This is a genomic window from Streptomyces sp. NPDC057623 (assembly GCF_042800355.1).
Classification (GTDB): Bacteria; Actinomycetota; Actinomycetes; order Streptomycetales; family Streptomycetaceae; genus Streptomyces.
The window spans coordinates 82,843-95,435 of the sequence record NZ_JBHVGZ010000023.1 but is presented as its reverse complement, the minus strand read 5'-3'; the positions used below and the strand labels follow the sequence as shown (position 1 = coordinate 95,435).

The window sequence follows — 12,593 nt, the reverse complement described above, 5'->3', positions numbered from 1 at the left end:
TGCGAAGACCCTTCGCACCGTCGGGACGACAGGATTTGAACCTGCGACCCCTTGACCCCCAGTCAAGTGCGCTACCAAGCTGCGCCACGTCCCGGTGCCTGTCTGACCTGGGGTTTCCCCCGGCCGAACGTGCATGGAAACAATACCGCACTCGGGTCGGTGGTCGCGCACCCGTTTCTGCGCGCCCATCGGCTTCAGGCCCGCTCCGGACACACGTTCTCGCCGGTCGCGGTGGGGGCCGACCGCAGCGTCGTCGGCGCGTCCATCCGCACCAGGTCGCGGATCGCCCGCACCGAGAGCAGCGCAGCCACGACGACGAGGCTCATCCCTCCGGCGGCCAGGAGCACATGGTCGGCGCCGAGGGTCGCCGCGGCCGGGCCCGCGAGTGCCTGGCCGACCGGCATCATGGCCAGGGAGCCCGCCACGTCGTACGCGTGGATGCGGTTGAGGACATCGGCGGGGACCTGGGTCTGGACACTGGTCGCCCACATCACGCTCCAGAAGGCCATCCCCGCCCCGGCGACGGCGGCTCCGGCCGCCATGGCCGCGACGTCGAGGTCCGCGCCGACCGTCACGGGGAAGCCGGCGCAGGCGAACAGGGCGATCGCGCCGGCACGGAGCATACGGCGGGGGCGCAACCGCAGGGCGAGCAGGCCGCCTACGACGGTGCCCGCGCCTAGCGCGGAGTTGATCAGGCCGTAAGCGCCGGGGCCGTGTTGCCGGACCACCTCCGTCGCCACGAGCGGGACGGTCGGGCCACGCACGGCGATCATGTAGACGCACCAGACGGCTATGACACTCCAGAGCCAGGTGCGGGCTCTGAACTCCCGCCAGCCCTCCGCCAGATCGGCCCGGAAAGCCCTGGCGCCCCGGCCGACGCGGTCGCCGCGCGAGCGGGCCGCCGGGGGCAGGCGCAGCAGCAGGAGACACAGAGCGCTCACCGCGTACGTGGTCGCGTGGGCCGCGAACACGGTGCCGGGTGACGCGAGGCCGACGAGCAAGCCCGCGAGGGCCGGGCCGGCGAGCTGTGCCACGGCCTCGGCGATGCGTATGGCGCCGTTCGCGCCCTGGACGTCTGTGGCGAGCCGGGGCACCGTGCCGGCGACACCTGGCTGGAACACGGCGCCCGCCACGCCGTTGACGAAGCCGATCGCACAGATCTGCCACAGCACCACATGCCCGGAGAAGAAGAGCACGGCGGCCAGGGACTGGGTGCCGAGGCGCACCAGATCGGCGCCGATCATCAGCCTGCGGGTGCTGAACCGGTCGGCGATGACCCCGCCGAAGACGATGAGCCCGGCGAAGGCGGCCGACGTCGCGGCCAGCGCCAGGCCGACGGCGCCCGCGCCGTATCCGTGCTGGAGCAGGCCCGCGGCGAGAGCCACGGGCAACATGGTGTCACCGAGCTTGGCGACGGCCCGCGCGACGAAGAACAGACTGAAATCGCGCGACCACACCGGGTGCGCTCCGGACGGATCATCCAGCGACGGCCGCGCCGGCGTCCCACTCATCCCCTCCAGCCCCCTCCGCCCCGGGCTCCGACCCTCGCCCTCGGATCATGGCACGGGGCACTGACAACGCCCCACGGGTTTCACTCCCCCCTCGACAGCCCCAGTTCCGGATACGCGTCCAAGAGCCGCGGCGGCGCCGCCTGCCGCCAGGAGTCGGCGAGGATGTCGCGCAGTTCGTCCTCGTCCTCCAGGGCGGCGAGCCTGGCCCTCACCCAGGCGAACTGCGCCTCGTGGTCGGCGATCCAGAACTTCCCCGGCTCGGCAAGGACCAGTTCGTCGCGCTCTTCCTTGGGACAGCGCACGGCGATGGAGGTCTCCTCCTCGGGCAGGGTGGCGAACATCCTGCCCGCGACCCGGAAGGTGGGCATGCTCCAGGCGATCTTCTCCGTCGTGTCCGGCAGGGCAAGGGCGATACGGCGTACGTCTTCGGCATCCGGCATGAGACGCACGGTAGCGGTCGGCACTGACAATCACCTGGTGAGAGGGGCATTCCCGCACCCGTGAAAGGGATCGCCGAACGCACCCTAGAAACTGAAGTTCATGAAGGCTCCCAGGCCCCGGTCGGCGGCTTCGCCGAAGAACGCGACCAGCTCCTCATAGGTGGCCTCGAGCCCCTCCAGCCGCCCCTCGGGGTCGAACCTCCACATGTTGGGGTACACGTCCTGCGCCGCCATCCGCTCCGGGTCGTAGTGGGCCGCCAGCTTCTCCCACGGGGTCTCCCGCAGTTCCCGTGCCGTGCCGGCGATCTGCTCCGCGGTCCACCCGAACAGGGTGCCGTCCTCCTGGATCTGGAACCCGTCCAGCACGAACTCGAGTGCCATCCGGGCCTCGTCGAACAGGAACTGGAGGCCGGCGAAATCCCTGTCGGGGCCGCCGTAGAGGCGGCCGGGCATCGGGTAGGTGTCGCCGCCGTACAGGTCATAGACGAACTGACCGGCCCAACTCGGGTCCTTCTCCGCCCTGTCCAGCTCCTCCGTCGTCGCGCTGACGAACGAAATGCTCACGCCCATGGCAGGCGAACCCCCTTGGTGTAGCGCTTGTCCGACCGTGGATCGGCCCTCGATCGGCCCTTGATCAGCCCCCTTGGCCGATCAACGACGGCGAGTGTTCCACGCGGCACTGACACCCACCCGTCGCGACCTGTCACACGTGCTTGTAGTAGATCGTCGTCGGCCGCAGAATCCCGTCCGGGCTCGCCGCGTAGTCGGGGATGACCCCGGCCCGGGTCCAGCCGGCCGAGCCGTACAGCCCCTCGGCGCGGCTGTCGGTCTCGGTGTCCAGGTGGAGGAGGGTGACCCCGGCCCTGATCGCCGCCTCTTCCGCGGTCGTCAGAAGGCTGCGGCCGAGGCCCCGACCCCGCGCGTCCCGGTGCACCATCAACTTGACCAGTTCGGCCCGGTGACGGCTGTTGGGCTTGTCGGCAAAGGCCAGGCTGACCGTGCCGACGGCCCGCCCGCCCTCACGTACCGCCCACACGGCCAGCCGCCCGGCGGTCACGGCGGCCGCGCGCTCCGTCCACCAGGCCAGGGCCGCCGCACGGTCCAGAGGTGCGAGGAACCCGACGGAGGCACCGTCCGCCACGGTGTCCACCAGCAGATCGGCCAAGTCCTCCACCTGCTCCAGCAGTTGGCTCGCGTCGAGTCGCGTCACGGTCACGGCAGCACCACCGCGAGTACGTACCGCACCTCGTCGGGCCCCGCACACCGGAACCGGGTGGGTCCCCAGACCCGCATCCGCAGACAGTCCCCGGCGTCCAGATGGTGCTCGCTCTCCTGGACCGTCACGTCCAGCGCGCCGTCCAGCACCCAGATGTGCTGCTCCAGCCCCGGCACGGGCGGCCGGTCGTACGCGATGTCGGCGCCCGCGGTGAGCCGCCCCTCGACGACCTCGGCGCGCAGCCCGGCTTGCGGCGGCGACACGGACCTGCGCACGAAACCGGAGGAGCGGTCCTCCCACACCGGCTGGTCGGCCGCCCGTACCAGCAGCGCGGGCGCGGCCTCGACCTCGCTGAGCAGCTGGGACATGGTCCGGCCGTACACGTGGCACAGGCGGTTCAGCAGCGAGGCCGTAGGGCTGATCTCCGCGCGCTCGGCCCGGGACAGGGTCGAGCGGCTGATGCCACTGCGCTCCGCCAACTCACCGAGGGACCAGCCGTGTTCGGCCCGCAGCTCGGCCAGGCGGGCGCCGAGACGGGCGTCGACGGTGTCGGCGGGTTCACCACCATCCAGTGAATCTTTCACATCCGGGACGCTATCCCATATATGAAACGCGGGGGTTACGGGCGGCTCACTCCCCGGCTCAAGCCCCGGCCCATTCCCCCGCCGCCACCCCGAGCGCCGCCAGAACCGGCCGGATCAACGGGTGCCCCTCGGCGCCTCGGCGTACGGCCGCGAACACCCGGCGCGTGGGCGCCACGCCGTCCACAGGCCGTACGACAACCCCGGTGAGGTCCATGCCGCGCAACGCCGAGCGCGGTACGAGCGCCACTCCGGCGTCGGCCGAGGCGAGGGCGACGACCGCCCTGAAGTCGTCCGAGGAGTGTTCCAGGCGAGGCTGGAAGCCGGCGTTCTCGCAGGCCAGAACGACGACGTCATGGCAGGGGTTGCCGGGATACGGCCCGATCCACGGGTCCTTGGCCAGCTCCGCGAGGGGCACCTCGGCCGAGTCGGCCAGCCGGTGCCGCACCGGGACGACCGCGTCGAAGGGCTCGGCGTACAGCGGTACGTGCGCCAGGCGGGGGTCGTCGGCGGGCGGCGCCCCCCGGTACTCGACGGCCACCGCGATGTCGACCTGCCGGTCCAGCACCATCGGCAGACTGGCGTCGCCCTCGGTGTCCTGGACGCGGATGCGGATGCCGGGGGACGTCTCGGCGAGGCGGGTCACCGCGGGCGCGACGACCAGGGCGATACCGGTCGCGAACGAGGCGACGGTGACCGTGCCGGCCGCGCCCGAGCTGTACGCGGCCAGCTCCGCTTCCGCCCGCTCCAGCTGGGCGAGGACGGCGTTGGTGTGATTGAGCAGGATCTCGCCGGCCGGGGTCAGCCGTACGCCCTTGGCGCCGCGCTCGACGAGGCGGTGACCCGTCTCCTGCTCCAGGGCCGTGAGCTGCTGGGAGACCGCCGAGGGGGTCAGATACAGCGCGGCGGCAGCCGCCGTCACCGTGCGGTGGTCGGCCACCGCACGGAGGATGTGGAGCCGCCGCGCTTCGATCATGAGATCGATTATCGCAATATGTCCGGGCCGGCCGGACCTCAGGCCTCCAGTTCCGCCCGGGCCGCGATGAAGGCGTCGACGGCACGGTTGACGTCGTCCGTCGAGTGCGCGGCGGACAGCTGCACGCGGATGCGCGCCTGGCCCTGCGGCACCACCGGGTACGAGAAGCCGATCACGTACACACCGCGTTCCAGCAGCAGCTCCGCCATCCGGCCGGCGACAGCCGCGTCACCGATCATCACGGGCGCGATGGCATGGTCACCGGGGAGAACGGCGAAGCCCTCCTCGGACATCCGGCGGCGGAACAGCGCGGTGTTCTCGGCCAGCCGGATCCGCAGGTCGTCCGCCGCCTCCAGCAGGTCGATGACCTTGAGCGAGGCGGCCGCGATCACCGGGGCCAGGGTGTTGGAGAACAGGTACGGCCGGGAGCGCTGACGCAGCAGGGCGACGATCTCGGCGCGGGCCGCGACATAGCCGCCGGACGCGCCGCCGAGCGCCTTGCCGAGGGTGCCGGTGATGATGTCGACGCGGTCCATGACGCCGTGCAGCTCGGGCGTGCCGCGGCCGCCGGGACCGACGAAGCCGACGGCATGCGAGTCGTCGACCATCACCATGGCGTCGTAGCGGTCGGCGAGGTCGCAGATCTCACCGAGCGGGGCCACATAGCCATCCATGGAGAACACGCCGTCGGTGACGATCAACCGGCGGCGGGCGTCGGACGCGTCCTTCAACTGCCGCTCCAGGTCCGCCAGATCGCGGTTGGCGTACCGGAAGCGGCGGGCCTTGGACAGCCGGATGCCGTCGATGATCGACGCGTGGTTCAGCGCGTCGGAGATCACCGCGTCCTCCGGGCCGAGCAGCGTCTCGAACACGCCGCCGTTGGCGTCGAAGCAGGAGGAGTACAGGATCGTGTCCTCCTGGCCGAGGAACGCGGAGAGCCGTGCCTCCAGTTCCTTGTGCACCTTCTGCGTGCCGCAGATGAAACGGACCGACGCCATGCCGTAGCCCCAGCGGTCAAGGGCCTCGTGGGCGGCGGCGACGACCTCGGGGTGGTCGGCGAGGCCCAGATAGTTGTTGGCGCAGAAGTTGAGGACCTCGCCGGGGCGGCCGCCCGCGGTGACGTTCACCGTCGCGGACTGCGGGGTGCCGATGACGCGCTCCGGCTTGTGCAGGCCGGCGGCGCGGATCTCGTCGAGGGTGGCGCGCAGGTCGTCGCGCACGGAGTCGAACATCAGAAAGCTCCTAGAAAGGCAGATGGCTTACGCGGAGGCTCGCGCGGTGACTTCTGGCAGTGAGTTACGCGGTGGCTTACGCGGTCCAGTCGAGGATGACCTTGCCGCCGCGGCCGCTCGCCGCGTCGGCGAACGCCGCCTCGTAGTCGCGGTAGCCGTACCGGCCGGTGATCACGGGGGCGAGGTCGAGGCCGCCTTCCAGCAGCACGGACATCGCGTACCAGGTCTCGAACATCTCGCGGCCGTAGATGCCCTTGATGGTGATCATCGAGGTGACGATCCGGGCCCAGTCGACCGGGAAGTCCTGCGCCGGGAGGCCGAGCATGGCGATACGGCCGCCGTGCGTCATGTTGGCGATCATGTCGCGCATCGCCTCGGGGCGGCCGGACATCTCCAGGCCGATGTCGAAGCCCTCGCGCAGACCGAGTGCGCGCTGCCCGTCGCCGATGGACGCCTCCGACACGTTCAGCGCGAGGCTCACGCCCACCTTGCGGGCCAGCTCCAGTCGCTCCTCGCTCACATCGGTGATCACGACGTTGCGCGCGCCCGCGTGCCGGGCCACCGCCGCCGCCATCAGGCCGATCGGGCCCGCGCCGGTGATCAGAACGTCCTCCCCGACCAGCGGGAACGACAGCGCGGTGTGCACGGCGTTGCCGAACGGGTCGAAGATCGCGGCGACATCGAGGTCGACGGGCACCCGGTGCACCCACACATTGGCGGCCGGCAGCGCGACGTACTCGGCGAAGGCGCCGTCCCGTCCCACGCCGAGGCCGATGGTGGCCCGGCAGAGATGCCGACGCCCGGCCAGGCAGTTGCGGCACTTGCCGCACACCAGATGGCCCTCGCCACTGACCCGCTCGCCGACGGCGATGTCACTGACGTCGCGCCCGACCTCGACGACCTCGCCCACGAACTCGTGACCGAGCACGAGCGGGGTGCGGATCGCCTGCTGCGCCCAGCCGTCCCAGGCCCGGATGTGCAGATCGGTGCCGCAGATGCCGGTGCGCGACACCTTGATCAGTACGTCGCCGGGTCCGACAGCCGGTTCCGGGACGTCCGCGAGCCAGAGCCCGGGCTCCGCCTTCTCCTTGACCAGCGCCTTCAACGGTACGGCTCCTGAGAGTGAGTCCCGGCCACGGGCATGCCGAAGGCGCCCGCGGCCGGGGAGGGGGGTGGAATCGCAGATGAATCTGCCGTACGGCGGCGCCCAGGTCCATCGAGGATTTCTTAAGCGGCGCCACAGCTTTCCTTCACGCCCTCCGCCGGCGCTCCCTCAAGCCCTCGGCCATCCGCACAGCCACCGGCGCAGCGACGCAGCGACGCTCTCGCCGATCTCACCGTGCGCGACGATGTCCCGCATCAGCCGGATCACCGGCATGTGCCGCATGTCGTGTCCGGGGCGCACGCCGTGCGGGCTAGAGAGGCAGCCCGTCCGCGGCCCGTCGCTCCAGCCGCATCACCAACTCCGCCGCGGACGCCTTGATGGTCTCCAGCCCCGCCTTCCCCCACGGCCGCGGCTCCACGTCGATGACGCACACCGTGCCCAGCGCCATTCCCGTGGAGTCGATGAGCGGGGCGCCCAGATAGGAGCGGATGCCGAACTCGTCGACGATCGGGTTCCCGGCGAACCGCGGATAGTCGCAGACGTCCTCCAGAACCAGCGCCTTGTGTCGCACCACCACATGGGGGCAGAACCCATGGTCGCGTTCCATGGGGCGGCCCAGCACCGGCTTGGAGTCGTCGGTCCGCGCCAGGTTCACGGTCGGCCGCACATGCAGGCCGGCGAAGAACTGCCGGTTCTCACCGATGAAGTTGACCATGGCGTACGGCGCCCCGGTGAGCTCGGCGAGATGGCCCGCGAAGGTGTCCAGGGCCGGATCGGGGTACTCCCCCAGACCCAGTTGGAACAGCCGCAGTGCGCGGGCTGGGGCCTCCTTGTCCTCGGGGGTGAGCAGCAGGCGAGCGACCGGGTGGGGTGGGCCGTAGCTCATGGGCGGATTCCCTCGCTGTGGGCGTGGGTCATATGCGGCTCCGTGCTGGTGTGTGCGGATGTCACATGTGGGCACCGTGGCTCGGCGCGGGTGCAGGTGCATGGGCGATGAGGTGCCGTACCAGGGTCAGCAGAGTCTGGACACCGGAGCTGGAGATCCGGGCGTCGCAGCGGACGACGGGGATCTGCGGGTCGAGGTCGATCGCGGCTCGGACCTCCTCCGGGTCGTACCGGTAACCGCCGTCGAACTCGTTGATCGCGACGATGAAGCCGAGGCCCCGCTGCTCGAAGAAGTCGACGGCGGCGAAGCAGTCCTCCAGGCGCCGGGTGTCGGCGAGGATGACCGCGCCGAGCGCACCCTCGGAGAGTTCGTCCCACATGAACCAGAACCGTTCCTGTCCGGGCGTGCCGAACAGATACAGGACGTGTTCCGGATCGAGGGTGATGCGGCCGAAGTCCATGGCCACCGTCGTCTCGACCTTGTTCTCGATGCCTTCCAGGTTGTCGGTCGCGGCGCTGACCGTGGTGAGCAGCTCCTCCGTGCTGAGCGGCGCGATCTCGCTCACCGCGCCGACGAAGGTCGTCTTGCCGACCCCGAACCCTCCCGCCACCAAGATCTTCAGTGCGGTGGGGAAGGGGTCAGAGCTGTCGTCGTAGTCCATCGAGCACTGCCTCCAGAAGGGCCCGGTCAGTCGGGTTGTGGTGGAACTCGGGGGGCTTGGTGGTGACCGCCCCGCAGTCGACGAGGTCCGACAGCAGCACCTTGGTGACCGCCGCCGGCAGCTTCAGATGGGCGGCGACCTCGGCGATCGAGACGGGACCGCGGCACAGGTCGAGCGCCTGCTCGTGCTCGGGGCCGAGGTAGCCGAGGGGGGTCGCCCCGGTGGCCATGACCTGCGACATGAGATCGAGCGCGATGGTGGGCCGGGTGCGGCCGTTGCTGACCGTGAAAGGGCGCACCAGCCGTCCGGCCGCGTCGTCGAGCCAGGGCCCGTCGCCGGCCGCCGTCACGTTCAAGGCCTCAGCGCCGAGGGTTCGACGGAGTGCTGCCGGGGTGCGGTGACCAGATACGGGCGGACGCTCTTGACCAGCATCGCCATCTCGTAGCCGAGCACCGCCGCGTCGGCCTCGCGGCCGGCCAGCACGGCGAGACAGGTGCCGGAACCGGCCGTCGTCACGAAGAGCAGGGTCGAGTCGAGTTCGACGACGACCTGGCGCACGTCTCCGCCGTCGCCGAACCGGACCCCGGCGCTGCGGCCCAGGGAATAGAGGCCGGAAGCCAGGGCTGCCATGTGGTCCGCGCTGTCCGGGTCAAGGCCGTGAACCGACTTCACGAGCCCGTCGCAGGAGAGGAGTACCGCACTGGTCGTATGCGGTACACGCTGCACGAGGCCGCTCATCAGCCAGTCGAGATCGGAGACCTGGGCGGTCGGCGCTTCGCTCGCCATGATGGATCGACTCCTTGAGGTACGAAGGTCAGCGGGAGCGCTGGGGGTGGGGGTGGACTTCCAGGCGGATGTCGAGCTGGTCACGGTCGTGGTCATCCGGCTGGTGCGCTCCCGTCCTGCCAGGGGGTGTGGTCGGTGCCGGGCGCGGGCCCGGGCCCGGGGTGGGTCTCGGTCATGCGGGCCGGGTCCATGGACGATGCGTCCATGACGGGCCGGGGAGGCATGGAGGTCACGTCTGCGTGGAGCCCGTCCAGGGCTGTCGGGTACATACGTGGGGCCTGCACCCGACCTGTCTCGAGGCTCGTCGATTCCAGGCGGATCGACGCCGGGCGCAGGGACTCCAGACGCAGGGACTCCAGGCGTGCGGGGTCCGGGTGGGTGGGCGTCGTGCCGGCGGGCTTGTGCGGCGAGGGGGTGTAGGCGGATGTGGTGCCTTGGGTGCTGGCGGTGTGTGCCGAGTCCATGTGGGTCGCATCCACGTGGCTCGCATCCATGTGGGTCCCATCCATGTGGGTCGCATCCACGTGGCGCGAACTCACGTGGCTTGACGCTGTGTGGCCGAACGCCGTCGGCCCCGAGGCCATGTGGCCTGACGCCATGTGTGCGGTGCCCACGTGGCCTGCGCCCATGTGCGCCCCGCCCGTGTGCCCACCGCCCATGTGCTCCGCATCCGGACGTCCGGCATCCGTACGCACGGTGTCCATCCGTCCGCTCTCCACATGCCCGACCTCCACATGCCCGGCATCCATGTGCGCCGACTCCATGTGCGCCGACTCCATGTGCTGCTGCGTCTCGGCGAGCCCGATGCCCCGTTGGAAGGCAGCCATCAGCCCCGGGTCGTGCCCGGCGAGGTGGTCGGATTCCTGACGTGGCGCGGGCGCGCTCCGCAGCTGGGGCACGATGTGTTCCTGGGCCCGGCGTCTGGGCAGTTGGGGCTTGCCCATGGTGCCGCGGACGGTGCTGGTGCGCGGGGTCGGCGGTGTGGCGGTGTTCTCCGCGACGAGCCGACGTTCGTCGGGCCTGATGCCGGGCACGGCCTCCGAGGGGTTCGCCCGTTCTCCGCGAGCGCCACGTACGGGCAGCGGTGCCGGCCCGGCGCCGTTCGCCCCGGAGGGCGCCCCCCAGCCGCCGGACTCCGGCTGCTGCCTACGCGGCGCGCCCGCCGACGCCTCGGCCGCACCTCGCTGCCCACCCTCCGATGCGGCCGACGCCGCCGAGGCGGCCGACGCGGCGGGCCCGGCAGGCATGGGCTGCCGAAGCTGCTGCGGCGGCACCGGCGCCTGCTGCGGACTCGCCTGACGCGGGGAGTGCTGCGGTACGGCGGCGCCCGCGGCCTGTTGCGGATCCTGCGCCCGCGGCGCGCTGCCGTGGGCCCCGGGCTCCGTCCCCAACAACCCCTGCGGCACGACGAGTACGGCCTGGACACCGCCGTAGATGTTGGTCTGGAGCCGTACATGGATGCCGTGCCGCTTCGCGAGCTGCGACACGACGAACAGTCCGATGCGCCCGTCCGCCAACAGGCTGGCCACGTTGACCTGGTCGGGGTCGGCGAGCAGGGCGTTCATACGGTTCTGCTCGCCGACCGGCATGCCCAGCCCACGGTCCTCGACCTCGACGGCGAGCCCCGAGGTCACGAGGTTGGCCCGGAGCAGGACCTGGGTGTGCGGGGCGGAGAACACCGTGGCGTTCTCGACCAGTTCGGCCAGCAGGTGGATGACGTCGGCGACGGCGTGTCCGCGCAGGGTGCCGTCGATGGGCGGCACGAGCTTGACCCGCGAGTACTGCTCGACCTCCGCGATGGCGGAGCGCAGCACCTCGGTCATGGACACCGGGTTGCTCCACTGCCGACGGGAGACCGCGCCGCCGAGTACGGCGAGGTTCTCGGCGTGGCGGCGGATGCGGGTGGCGAGGTGGTCGACGTGGAAGAGGCCCTTGAGCAGGTCGGGGTCCTCGATCTCGTTCTCCAGCTCGTCGAGGATGGAGATCTCGCGGTGGACGAGCGACTGGAGGCGCCGGGCGAGGTTGACGAAGACCTCGAGCTTCTGTTCGCTGCCCGCCTGGCTGGAGAGCTGGGATGCCTGGACGACAGCGATGACAGCCCCGTCCTGGGCGCGGGCCAGATCGGCGGCGAGCAGTTCGAAGTCGTCGGCCCCCTCGGGCGGACCGCTGCGCTGCTTACGCTTCGGCGGACCGTCGCCGCGCCGCAGCGTCTCGACGAGGGCTCGCAGATCGGCCTCGCCGCGCGCGCTGCTGCGGCGGAGTGCGCCGATGCGGTCGCTCACGGCCTTGGCGGTGCGGTTGGCGGCCACCGCGGCGATCAGGATGCCCACCACGGTCACCGAGAACGCCCCGGCGAGCACGCCCCACAGGGTGAGACTCGGCCGTGCCCCGGTGGAGCGGACGACGAAGAGTACGGCCGCACAGGCGCTGAGGCTCACCGCGACGGGCGGCAGCACGGCCAGACGCAGGAGTTGGGGCCGTATTTGGGTCTCGGGCAGCGCGGTCGCGGTGCGTGCGGTCGGGCGCCCGTGCCGCCCGCCCTCACGGCGGTCTGCGCGTGCGGCCGGGGCGCGGAGTGGAGACATCGGGGTCCTCGTACTGGTCCGTCGGTCGGGGCCTTGGGAGTGCGCGCGGTCTGCGCGGCCCGGGGCATGCGCCATCGCGATGTCGGTCGACAGAGCCCATGAATGCGGCTCCGTGTCGCCCGACGGACACTGACAGTAGTCGCCTCTGCATCAAGTGCGGTGGGCAGTTGACAAAGTCCCGCAGGCAGCGTCCCGCTCTGGTATGAGGTCTCGTACGACAGACCGATAACCAGCTCCGCCGTACGCCCAGAAGGGGCGATCGAACGATCGGACCTGGTCAGAAGTGGTCACGAAGAAAAGTCGAGCGGCGCGGCCCCGCAGCCGCCGCCGGCCGCGCCACCTCCTGGTCCCCTCGGCCGGGGCCGCCCTGGCCGGGACGATTCAGCACTGCGCGGGCCCGTTGTCCGCCACCGGGAATGTCACCGGCCGTATCTGCGCGCAGTACTCCACGAGCGCTCCGAAGCGCCCCTGCACGCTCCCACGCGCCCCGCGCGAACCGCCCCCAAGGGCGCGCGCCGCTTGGTGGGCACCCGCACGATTTCGTTGTGCGCCACGCCGAGTGGTCGCGCACCACGGGCAGTTCGTCGCGCACCACAGGCGGTTCGTCGCGCACC

General features: G+C 71.1%; 13 protein-coding genes, 1 tRNA gene and 1 pseudogene. All 15 read right to left on the bottom strand.

The window, feature by feature from the left end; translation table 11 throughout:
- Positions 1-20 precede the first annotated feature (20 nt).
- Positions 21-94: transfer RNA gene (locus ACFU95_RS23765), tRNA-Pro, on the bottom strand.
- A gap of 100 nt (positions 95-194) precedes the next feature.
- Positions 195-1,511: an MFS transporter gene (locus ACFU95_RS23760; protein ID WP_383831046.1), complete on the bottom strand. Its 1,317-nt coding sequence runs from the start codon at positions 1,509-1,511 to the stop codon at positions 195-197.
- A gap of 80 nt (positions 1,512-1,591) precedes the next feature.
- Positions 1,592-1,951 carry an MmcQ/YjbR family DNA-binding protein gene (locus ACFU95_RS23755; RefSeq protein WP_383831043.1) on the bottom strand — a complete coding sequence of 120 codons (360 nt, stop codon included), beginning with the start codon at positions 1,949-1,951 and terminating at the stop codon, positions 1,592-1,594.
- A gap of 84 nt (positions 1,952-2,035) precedes the next feature.
- Positions 2,036-2,521 carry a DUF1877 family protein gene (locus tag ACFU95_RS23750; protein WP_383831040.1) on the bottom strand — a complete coding sequence of 162 codons (486 nt, stop codon included), beginning with the start codon at positions 2,519-2,521 and terminating at the stop codon, positions 2,036-2,038.
- A gap of 133 nt (positions 2,522-2,654) precedes the next feature.
- The gene (locus tag ACFU95_RS23745) at positions 2,655-3,167 is read right to left on the bottom strand and encodes a GNAT family N-acetyltransferase (RefSeq protein WP_383831037.1); all 513 of its coding nucleotides are present in this window, start codon (positions 3,165-3,167) and stop codon (positions 2,655-2,657) included.
- Positions 3,164-3,751 carry a helix-turn-helix domain-containing protein gene (locus tag ACFU95_RS23740; RefSeq protein WP_383831034.1) on the bottom strand — a complete coding sequence of 196 codons (588 nt, stop codon included), beginning with the start codon at positions 3,749-3,751 and terminating at the stop codon, positions 3,164-3,166. Before ACFU95_RS23740 ends, ACFU95_RS23745 begins: the two co-directional genes overlap by 4 nt.
- A gap of 58 nt (positions 3,752-3,809) precedes the next feature.
- Positions 3,810-4,724, bottom strand: a complete 915-nt coding sequence (locus ACFU95_RS23735) for a LysR family transcriptional regulator (RefSeq protein ID WP_383831031.1) — start codon at positions 4,722-4,724, stop codon at positions 3,810-3,812.
- Positions 4,725-4,762: 38 nt separating this feature from the next.
- The gene (locus tag ACFU95_RS23730; protein WP_383831028.1) at positions 4,763-5,956 is read right to left on the bottom strand and encodes a glycine C-acetyltransferase; all 1,194 of its coding nucleotides are present in this window, start codon (positions 5,954-5,956) and stop codon (positions 4,763-4,765) included.
- Between the two features lie 76 nt (positions 5,957-6,032).
- On the bottom strand, positions 6,033-7,061 hold the full coding sequence (gene tdh, locus ACFU95_RS23725; RefSeq protein WP_383831025.1) for an L-threonine 3-dehydrogenase: 1,029 nt from the start codon (positions 7,059-7,061) through the stop codon (positions 6,033-6,035).
- Between the two features lie 168 nt (positions 7,062-7,229).
- The gene (locus tag ACFU95_RS23720) at positions 7,230-7,361 is read right to left on the bottom strand and encodes a hypothetical protein (protein WP_383831022.1); all 132 of its coding nucleotides are present in this window, start codon (positions 7,359-7,361) and stop codon (positions 7,230-7,232) included.
- 10 nt (positions 7,362-7,371) lie between these two features.
- Positions 7,372-7,947 (bottom strand): GAF domain-containing protein, encoded by a 576-nt coding sequence (locus ACFU95_RS23715; protein ID WP_383831020.1) that lies wholly within the window; start codon positions 7,945-7,947, stop codon positions 7,372-7,374.
- A 61-nt stretch (positions 7,948-8,008) separates the two neighbouring features.
- Complete coding sequence (locus ACFU95_RS23710; RefSeq protein ID WP_048579917.1) at positions 8,009-8,608, bottom strand: ATP/GTP-binding protein; 600 nt, start codon at positions 8,606-8,608, stop codon at positions 8,009-8,011.
- Entirely contained in the window at positions 8,586-8,957 is a 372-nt protein-coding gene (locus ACFU95_RS23705) for a DUF742 domain-containing protein (RefSeq protein WP_383831133.1), read from the bottom strand. Before ACFU95_RS23705 ends, ACFU95_RS23710 begins: the two co-directional genes overlap by 23 nt.
- A gap of 2 nt (positions 8,958-8,959) precedes the next feature.
- Complete coding sequence (locus ACFU95_RS23700; protein ID WP_383831016.1) at positions 8,960-9,394, bottom strand: roadblock/LC7 domain-containing protein; 435 nt, start codon at positions 9,392-9,394, stop codon at positions 8,960-8,962.
- 947 nt (positions 9,395-10,341) lie between these two features.
- Positions 10,342-11,979: pseudogene (locus ACFU95_RS23695) on the bottom strand (ATP-binding protein); the annotation flags it as partial.
- Positions 11,980-12,593 lie beyond the last annotated feature (614 nt).

What these genes read in the sequence shown, in the direction of transcription:
- ACFU95_RS23760 (WP_383831046.1), bottom strand. Translation starts at nt 1,511, where the DNA reads ATGAGTGGGACGCCGGCGCGGCCGTCGCTGGATGATCCGTCCGGAGCG.
- ACFU95_RS23755 (WP_383831043.1), bottom strand. Translation starts at nt 1,951, where the DNA reads ATGCCGGATGCCGAAGACGTACGCCGTATCGCCCTTGCCCTGCCGGAC.
- ACFU95_RS23750 (WP_383831040.1), bottom strand. Translation starts at nt 2,521, where the DNA reads ATGGGCGTGAGCATTTCGTTCGTCAGCGCGACGACGGAGGAGCTGGAC.
- ACFU95_RS23735 (WP_383831031.1), bottom strand. Translation starts at nt 4,724, where the DNA reads ATGATCGAAGCGCGGCGGCTCCACATCCTCCGTGCGGTGGCCGACCAC.
- ACFU95_RS23730 (WP_383831028.1), bottom strand. Translation starts at nt 5,956, where the DNA reads ATGTTCGACTCCGTGCGCGACGACCTGCGCGCCACCCTCGACGAGATC.
- ACFU95_RS23715 (WP_383831020.1), bottom strand. Translation starts at nt 7,947, where the DNA reads ATGAGCTACGGCCCACCCCACCCGGTCGCTCGCCTGCTGCTCACCCCC.
- ACFU95_RS23710 (WP_048579917.1), bottom strand. Translation starts at nt 8,608, where the DNA reads ATGGACTACGACGACAGCTCTGACCCCTTCCCCACCGCACTGAAGATC.
- ACFU95_RS23700 (WP_383831016.1), bottom strand. Translation starts at nt 9,394, where the DNA reads ATGGCGAGCGAAGCGCCGACCGCCCAGGTCTCCGATCTCGACTGGCTG.